The sequence below is a fragment of the Microcoleus sp. K1-B1 genome (assembly GCF_036704705.1).
Taxonomy (GTDB): domain Bacteria; phylum Cyanobacteriota; class Cyanobacteriia; order Cyanobacteriales; family Microcoleaceae; genus Microcoleus.
Genome location: NZ_JAUBSH010000150.1, coordinates 1 through 8,077, shown reverse-complemented (window position 1 = coordinate 8,077; position 8,077 = coordinate 1). Strand labels below are relative to the sequence as shown.

8 protein-coding genes are annotated in these 8,077 nt (G+C 45.9%); all 8 read right to left on the bottom strand.

Annotated elements, in window-relative coordinates; genetic code table 11:
* Window positions 1-154 precede the first annotated feature (154 nt).
* Window positions 155-490: a hypothetical protein gene (locus QUA83_RS29415; RefSeq protein WP_333297702.1), complete on the bottom strand. Its 336-nt coding sequence runs from the start codon at window positions 488-490 to the stop codon at window positions 155-157.
* A 483-nt stretch (window positions 491-973) separates the two neighbouring features.
* Entirely contained in the window at window positions 974-1,582 is a 609-nt protein-coding gene (locus QUA83_RS29410; RefSeq protein ID WP_333297700.1) for a GNAT family N-acetyltransferase, read from the bottom strand.
* Between the two features lie 91 nt (window positions 1,583-1,673).
* Window positions 1,674-3,002 (bottom strand): MFS transporter, encoded by a 1,329-nt coding sequence (locus QUA83_RS29405; RefSeq protein WP_333297698.1) that lies wholly within the window; start codon window positions 3,000-3,002, stop codon window positions 1,674-1,676.
* A 578-nt stretch (window positions 3,003-3,580) separates the two neighbouring features.
* The gene (locus tag QUA83_RS29400) at window positions 3,581-3,772 is read right to left on the bottom strand and encodes a CAP domain-containing protein (RefSeq protein ID WP_333297697.1); all 192 of its coding nucleotides are present in this window, start codon (window positions 3,770-3,772) and stop codon (window positions 3,581-3,583) included.
* A 340-nt stretch (window positions 3,773-4,112) separates the two neighbouring features.
* Entirely contained in the window at window positions 4,113-4,754 is a 642-nt protein-coding gene (locus QUA83_RS29395) for a GIY-YIG nuclease family protein (protein ID WP_333297695.1), read from the bottom strand.
* 33 nt (window positions 4,755-4,787) lie between these two features.
* Window positions 4,788-6,365 (bottom strand): reverse transcriptase domain-containing protein, encoded by a 1,578-nt coding sequence (locus QUA83_RS29390; RefSeq protein WP_333297693.1) that lies wholly within the window; start codon window positions 6,363-6,365, stop codon window positions 4,788-4,790.
* 507 nt (window positions 6,366-6,872) lie between these two features.
* A complete protein-coding gene (locus QUA83_RS29385; RefSeq protein ID WP_333297691.1) occupies window positions 6,873-7,268 on the bottom strand; it encodes a competence protein CoiA family protein in 396 nt (131 codons plus the stop codon).
* 76 nt (window positions 7,269-7,344) lie between these two features.
* A complete protein-coding gene (locus QUA83_RS29380; RefSeq protein ID WP_333297689.1) occupies window positions 7,345-8,013 on the bottom strand; it encodes a site-specific integrase in 669 nt (222 codons plus the stop codon).
* Window positions 8,014-8,077 lie beyond the last annotated feature (64 nt).

Genomic DNA, 8,077 nt, shown 5'->3' with positions numbered 1-8,077 from the left:
GCTGACGGATGGTTTCAATTTCCGTGAAGGGTTGCCAAGAGCGCATCAACATAATCTGTCACCTCAAAGATTGGTAATGCTTTATAAGGAAAGTTTGGGTTGAAGCTCATTGCTTACAGTTATTATGATGCCGCTTCCTAAGTGGGAGCAACAGTCAGGAGAACCCTACTGAGTTGGTCGTATTTGCCAGAATTAACGTGAAAGAATCAGGGGCAGCTTGTATTGAAGAAAACCGTACAAAGCTATTCCTAGAAACCGAAAATGCTGTGGCAACGCCATGAGCTTGCCTCGCCCGTTCTGCTGGCGTGTGAGCGTCGGGGGAAGTATCGTCGGTGTTAACCGTACCAAAAGCACGGTGCGGGTGATGTGTAGCAGGGTAACGACGTGCAGAGCTGGCAATCGCTGCTTTCCCATAGCCATCGCTGTATGAGTGCGATCGGATAATCCCAGTCTTAAAGACGCGATGCCCAATATGCCCTTGCCGCTCCACGACCCGCTCCAGAATTCGCTAACATACCATCCCGTATACGACAACTGCTGTTGTTGACAATAGCTTGAGCCTCTTCAAGAGTTTCTGCTTGAATCATCCAAAGCCCTGTGCCATCATGGGAAAAAATGAATTGCCACAAAGTAGTATTCCTTTCTCCTGTTGCTCCAAAAGTGTTTTTATAGTTGTAATACTCGGGAATCCTAGCTATAACAACGGCGAAAAATTTAGATATAATGCTGTTGAAAACTGATAATAGTTAATTTTCTTTTGAACTACTTCCCTGGCGTACCACTAAATAGTCGTGAACCTTGTTGGAAATTGGAGCAGTAGTATTTATCGCTTGCGAGAGTTCCTCAGCAGAAGCCTACCATAGCAAATGGTATCTCGCGATCGCTCTGGAATGCGTGGTAAGGCAGGTGGCGAGTCCTTCCAGAAATTGCTGGCAGTCAGAAATGTGCAAAACCTCTGTTTTTAAAAAAATTGTTATGGCATTATTTCTAAATGAAACGGCATCTCAAGTTGCCAATCAATATGTGGTTCTAATTTGGAGAGAACGCGAACCCACCGTTTGATTTTTTTGCTAACAACGTTAACTTCTTGGCAGAGTAACTCACAATGGACATTGTTGAATGAAATTGAAAATCGCATAAGTTCACCTCCAATACCTTGATAGATATCTAAAATTTCGTCTCGTGCTAATCCCATTATGCGTTGCCCTCCACAGGCTTTTATCCAGCAGAATGCTGCATAAATAAGAACAATTGGTAAGCCAATTTTACGGTAAGGTTCGGAAACAGCCAAAATGCGTACCTCGTACAATTTATCGTCAAATGGAAAGGGCAGAGCCTCTCGTGGACAATACTTATCTATTGAATACCCTTGTGGGTTCGGAGGCGTGATGCTAATAAAACCAATTAGGTTTTGATCTTGGCGGGCTGTGATATAAATGTTGTGTGCGTCAAGTGAGTCTTGGAGCTTTTCTTCTGTATTTTCGGATTTTTGCTGGGTTTCGCGGACAAAAATGTCATAACGAAGGCGATAAATAGCTTCACGTTCTTCATTTTTAGCAATCGCAATTGTAATTTTTGACATAATTATTGACTCCATGTTCCCATGTTCCTCTATAAACTTCATCAATTAGAGTTTGTTTTGAGCTGTTATATGCGTTTATTTCGTAACTATATTAGTAGACAAAAGTTTCATGTTCGACCCGCTCTGGCAGTTCATCCTCCAAGAAGCGCAGCCGGGGATATTTGTAGGCTGCAACAGTTGCCAGGATAGCGAACGTTCCCAGAGTGATGAACAGTAGACCAATGCCCCGACCAGAACCAACTCCGATAATCTGTCCAAGGCTTCCTGCTAATAGTCCGTCAGTAGCCATCAGTGGCTCGAAAACTCGGTCGGCTAGCGGTCCGGCTACGAGATAAGCAAACGGCAATGATGACCAAGTGAGCGTTCGTTTTACGGCAAAAACTCTTCCCTGAACATCGAGCAAGACTTTTCTCTGCCAAATAGTCTGGCTAGAAACTTTGATGAGTGATTGGCTGAAGAAAAAGACGAAAGCGGCAACAGCAATAAGTGGGGCCGAAGGCTGCAACCCAGCAAGTAGAATGCACAGGCCACTGAGCAATTGACCGCCAAGTACACCATAGATACGCCGTTTGGGACCGCCCCACCAGAGCCAGACAAAGCTGCCCATCAACATACCACTGCCGCCGAAAGATAGCACACTGCCAAGCACAGCAGTCGAAGCAAAAGATAGAACCATAGGTGTTACCAACACCTCAACCATTCCCACTAAAAAGTTGCTGGCTGCGAGAAAAATTAATAGCCCCAACAAACCAGGTCGCGCTGTGATGTAAGTCCAGCCATATGCAATTTCACCCAGCAGCAAACCTTTGCCTGCTTTAGTAAAAGTGGTAGTATTAGCTTTAGGAAACCGGACACTAAGCAGCGTGACAAGCGCGAAAACGAAGGTGGCAAAGTCTAGCAGGAAAACTCCGTAAATTTGAATGGTCACAACCAAAAAGCCAGCCAGCACCGGTGCGAATAGGCGAGCAATGCTTTCTGCCATCTGCATCATGCTATTAGCGCGACTTAGATGCTGCTTAGGTACAAGTAATGTGATAGCAGAGGCATAGGCTGGCTCTTGGAATGCGCTAAAGGTGGAACTGATTGCCACGGCAAGGTAGATGTGCCAAATTTCAAGCTTTTGAGCAAATAGGAGCACTGCAATGACTAGCGTACTCAAACCTGCCCCTGAGTCGCTTAAGAGCATTGCCCAACGTCGGTTCCAATTGTCCACAATTGCACCAGCCAATGGGGAAATCACAAGACCTGGCAAGCGAGTAAACAAAGAAATGAGTGCGAACTGAGTGGCTGACCCAGTGCGTTGGTATACCCACACCCCCAAAGCAAAACCCGTGAGACCGGAGCCGAATAACGAGACCAGTTGCCCTAACCAGATGAGTGTGAAAATTCGTATTCTACGGGGCTCGGTGTATTGAATCATTTTCTTGACACCAATAGTGGCTCATCGTTAGCTTCTTGAGACAAAAAATACCTAGATTTAGGAAGAGCAATAAAGGTTGCATCGTAAGTAAGTTTGGGACAGGCATGGAAGCACTGTTCCTACAGCAAATTTATCATTTTAGGATTACGCTCATAGCTCGTTTTTCTATGGCAAATTGAAAATTCTTACTAGATACTTGCGAAGAAACCCGGTTTCTAGCCTAGACTTGCGTAAGTTTTGATTTTATTAGTTCCCAGCCCTTAAGTTGGAATTTCAATAATAAATTTAGTTCCATCTCCGGGTGCAGAGTTACAACTGAGCCACCCCCGTGTTTTTCTTCAACAATAGACCGTGAAAATGCTCACGTTTTTTGTATGTAGATACTCATCCATGCCAATTAGCAACGCCCATAGAGAAGAATTTTTGGTGATATGAGGTTGTTCTATCGTCATACTTTATATTCTAGATTGTGTGGCTATTAAGCAAGCCCAAAGTGGTAGGTAATCTTAGGGCGGGGAGGAAGCAGTTCTTAACTTTGAGCACCAAACCATTCGGCTCGAATGGCTTCTCACTGGTCGTTATTGCTGTGTGGCTAAAACTTGTGTCCAGTAATGCTTGTAATTAACTTCCCCAGTATCGTTGGCTAAGAAGTAGTAACCAACACTAAATTCTTGGAACTTAGAATTGAGAATATTTTGGCGGTGTCCATCACTGTTCATCCATGCTGTTACTGCTTCTTCTTTTGCTGGCGATTCCTTCTGTAAATTCACTGTACGGGGATAAGCCCAAGAAAAGGTCTAACTCATAGTTGAGTTTTTAGCCAGTAAAAAAGTTCTGGTATAAGCTAACTTTAAGTAGGGGAAAAAACCTGTACTTTTGGCTAGGTCTCTCACCCAACTAGACACCGAAATAGCGAAGCCGATCTTGAACCTAAACCGCTTTTATAGCAAGTTAAACCCTTATAAGACAAAGGTTTAAGCGTTTACTTTGCCACTACCTAACTTGCTGTCAGCCAGACTGTTGTCGCTTCTTGCTAGACTGGCGATCGATTGAAACTGGTAAATACGGGCAGGGTTTGATCGCTCAGTTTCAGACCCGGCTCTCAGCGACTCATGAACCGCTGAGTACGTCCCGCTCAACTTCACTCAACACTTTTACTTCCATCCCATACAAATCTTGTAGCACCGCCTTGACGTTCGGAAACACGAAATACTCCGTTAGCTTCCCAATGCGATAATTAAAAGCTTTGTAGCGGTGTTTGAAGTACAGCTCGACATTCCCCCGGTGTTCCCAAAGTCCCAGCAAATTAACAACCACATCCGAGTAATGCGCTCTCACATCCCGCTGCACTTCGGTGATGCGTTCCTCGATCGATCGAGTTGTAATGCCAATTTTATAGAACGTGTTCCCGTCCGCTTTGACATCCAGGAAATAGAGCGAATTCACCAGAATCCGACGAAGCTGCGCTCGATAAATCAGTAAATCAGCCCGCCGTTCTTCCAGACAAGATAACCCCGCAGATAAAGCAATCTCTACAGAACCTTCTAACTTCATTAACTCTGACAGCAGCAGGGGTTCCTGGACTTTGTTGAACAGCGCCAGGGGAAGCGCACCCACTGGGATTTTACCCAAGTCGGTAAAGTGATAACAGCGATCGCCCGACGACTCCACCAATCCTTTCAACTCCCATCGAAAGTTTATCAAGTCTTTGGGAATCGATCGCTTTTGGGCCCCATACTCTTTCCACAGCACTTTCAACTGTTCTGTTTGAGTCGATGGGAGGTATTATCCTCCGCACCTCTCAGTTAGATCCGGACGTGCTGGTTTCCCCGCATCCGGCTCCCGATGTTCTTGGCTTGCGCCTTTGCTCATGTGGAGATAATCGTGGCAGCTTTCGTGAACCGCTAGAAGGTTATTTATTTTCCAATTACTGTGGTTTCCATCTACGTGATGCAGATGTACCTTTTCATCGCCTAGCATTTTTAGACCACATTTCCCACATTTATGGTTTTGCCGTTTTAAAGCTTTAGAGGTTTCGCCGTTATAGAGTTTGCTGTTACGCTCACTCCAGTAAGCTATATCTCCGTCGTAGGGTGATTTCTCCCCTTTGACATTGACAAATTTGTTTTCGGAGTGAGGAACCGCCGGGAACGCCTTTTCTACCAGTTTCCTGGCAGTATAGCGGTTCTGTTTTGATTCCTTGTTAAATACCTTGAAGGCTCTATTGTTGAGGAACCACAGCGAAAACCGTGACCCATCTAACTTACAGTAGCGATGGTAATTTCTCCAGCCTCTAACCACAGGGGCTAATTTCTTAGCTTTGACCGTAGCACCATAATTCGAGTTGTTAACGATGTGTTTTACCTTCTGACGGAACGCTTTAAAATTGTCCGCTGATGGAACGCATCTAAATTTCCCGTTGTTCTGCACTTTAAAATGCCAACCGAGGAAGTCAAACCCATCTGTCGTAGCAGTTAGCTTGGTTTTCTTTTCACTAACCTTCATGCCTCGTTCTGCCAGAAATTCGCTGACTTTATCAAGTATTGCCTTCGCATCGTCTTTAGGTTTCAGAATTATTACCATGTCATCCGCATAGCGAACTGATTGGTGTATTTCCTCAATCCCATTGAGAGCAATATTGGCTAGTAATGGACTTACCACGCCCCCTTGCGGAGTTCCTTGTTCTGGAAATTCTGGATTGACTCCTGATTTTAGGCAGCGGAATATTCCGGTCTTGATGCCTTTTGGGGCGATGAGTCGTTCCATGATGATGGTGTGGCTTATCCTGTCGAAGCATTTTTCGATATCAAGTTCGATAACCCGTTTTTCTATTCCATTACACGTAGAGCGTAGATTCAGGAACAGAATTTTTTGCGCGTCGTGCGCCGACCTTCCTGTTCTAAATCCATAACTCATAGTGTGGAAAGTTGCTTCATGGGCTGGCTCTAGCGCGTATTTTGCGAGGCATTGCCACGCTCTATCAGCGATAGTAGGTATCTTGAGGAGGCGGGTACTCCCATCCTTTTTTGGGATTGGTATTGAACGTAACTTCTGATGTTTCCAGTTGTTACTTTTGGCTCTGAGTTCTTCACTCAGAGTAAACCTTTCCTCAAATGTGAGTGAGGCTTTTCTATCGATTCCCGCAGTCTTTTTGCCAGCATTTAGTTGAGTTACTTGACGTATCGCCAACATTCTTGCAGCCCGAGATTTCAGAATTAGCTTTTGAAGGGACTTCGCTTTGGGCTTGTCTCCAACCTGAATCGCTTTAAACACTCGTTTTTGTAGGCGGAATAAGTCCCTTCGGAATTTCTTCCAAGGTAACGTTTTCCAAGATTCACTAACATTGCTGCCGTGTCTAATCATACTCTGCTCCAACTTATGTTCTCTGAACACCTCAGACCAATTACGGTCTGTCCTACCCGAACTAAGGGAGTTCCGCTGCTCGTCTAGCCTACTTGGAGTTCGACTTCCCCTTGACCCTCAGTTCGTTTTTCTTCGTTCCCTCGGGCGTGATTGATTGTTCCTTTAGGTGGAGCCAATTTAACTTCTGGATTCCCTGGACTCTTGCCGATATTGGAACTAAAATTCGGCGGGAATGAACTCCAGTAAAGTCGGGATTAATGGTCTGTGTCCCGCTTGGGTGTAAGTTACTTTTCTAGGCTCTGTTTCACCGTTGGAACTCCCCATTAACGCCAGTGTCACCCCACACAAGATGTCTGATTGCGTCCTGTTCCCAGCTTCACTCTCCAAGAATCGAGCTTGGTCGGTGTGGGCAGATAAGGAGTCATACCTGAGTCTGGTAGAAGGGACTTACACCCTTATCAGACCGAGAGTTCAGCCTTGTGGCTGGAAACGTTATGTACGGACTGATTACCGTGATTCACGTTTCAACGAATCGCACAATTCCTCACCCTTAAGCTGGATGTTAAAGCTGTCGTAGAGGGGCAGCGAGGGAAATGCTTTGGTTTTTATCCGCTGTGACACGGGCTTGCAAGTTTCCTCAGTGTGCGCGAAGTGGTGCTCTTTCACCGAACCCTTTTTTGCTGTGAGTCCGCCGCCACAGTAGAGACAAGTTAGTTGAGTTTTTCCGCGCACAACTTCATCAATGCTCGTCAGTTCACCACTGAGAGCAACACCAAATTTAAGCCACATTGTCAAAAGTTCTCCTTTGAGCAGGTTTTGGAGATGCACCCGCTCCACATGACCAACGATTCTAACAAATCCAGGGGTTAGGACTTCTGCCTTGGGAAAGAAAGCGATCGGCATTCCATTTGGGATGCGTGACTTTCATCCTTGCATCAAGAGCATCTAAAATCTAAAATCTAAAATCTAAAATTGCTCGTCACCAATCAGGAATCTCTTGGGCCGCGTCGTCTGCTTGGGCTTGTGACAGTTGGTGAGGGGGCAACGGATTTCCTGGCGTTGGGGGAGCTAAATCAGGATATGTCGGTTTCCTGACGTAGGAAAGGGTAGAGAGTGCGGAGACGGCTCCCCTTACTTGGTCGGGCCGCACTTCTAAGTATTTCTGCAATTGTTCTAAGTTGCGGTGTCCGCTGATTTCTTGAATAATCCGCAACGGAATCCCAGCGTTGCTCATCTGAGTCAGGGCCGATCTTCTGAGGCTGTGAGTGGAAGCGCCGATGATGCCGACTTTTTCGCAGGCTTCTTGGAATAGATGAGAGGCGGCTTCCGGGTTTGCGTGCTTCCAGCGGTGATTGAGGTGGCGGCTGGGGAATAGGTAGGGGTGTTCGGGATGTTTGTAGGTTTCCAACAGCAGCCTCAACTCTTGAATGATCGGGATAGTGCGGGTGCCGAGCTTGCCTTTGGTGTTGCCCTTGCGGATAATCATTTCGGAGCGAATGGCACCCGCTGGGGTGAAAACGTCGATGACTTTCAAGCTGCACGCTTCGGCAATCCGACAGGCGGTGTAGAGGCAAACTCCAAAGAGGGCGCGATCGCGATCGAAGAGCAAACCTTCGTTGAACAGCAGTTCGATTTGGGAGCATCTCAAATATGTAATGAGTATAAATACTATTCAGGCCAAAGCGAAATTTAAATAAGCACAACGATGTTTC

What these genes read in the sequence shown, in the direction of transcription:
- QUA83_RS29410 (WP_333297700.1), bottom strand. Translation starts at nt 1,582, where the DNA reads ATGTCAAAAATTACAATTGCGATTGCTAAAAATGAAGAACGTGAAGCT.
- QUA83_RS29385 (WP_333297691.1), bottom strand. Translation starts at nt 7,268, where the DNA reads ATGCCGATCGCTTTCTTTCCCAAGGCAGAAGTCCTAACCCCTGGATTT.
- QUA83_RS29390 (WP_333297693.1), bottom strand. Translation starts at nt 6,365, where the DNA reads ATGATTAGACACGGCAGCAATGTTAGTGAATCTTGGAAAACGTTACCT.
- QUA83_RS29405 (WP_333297698.1), bottom strand. Translation starts at nt 3,002, where the DNA reads ATGATTCAATACACCGAGCCCCGTAGAATACGAATTTTCACACTCATC.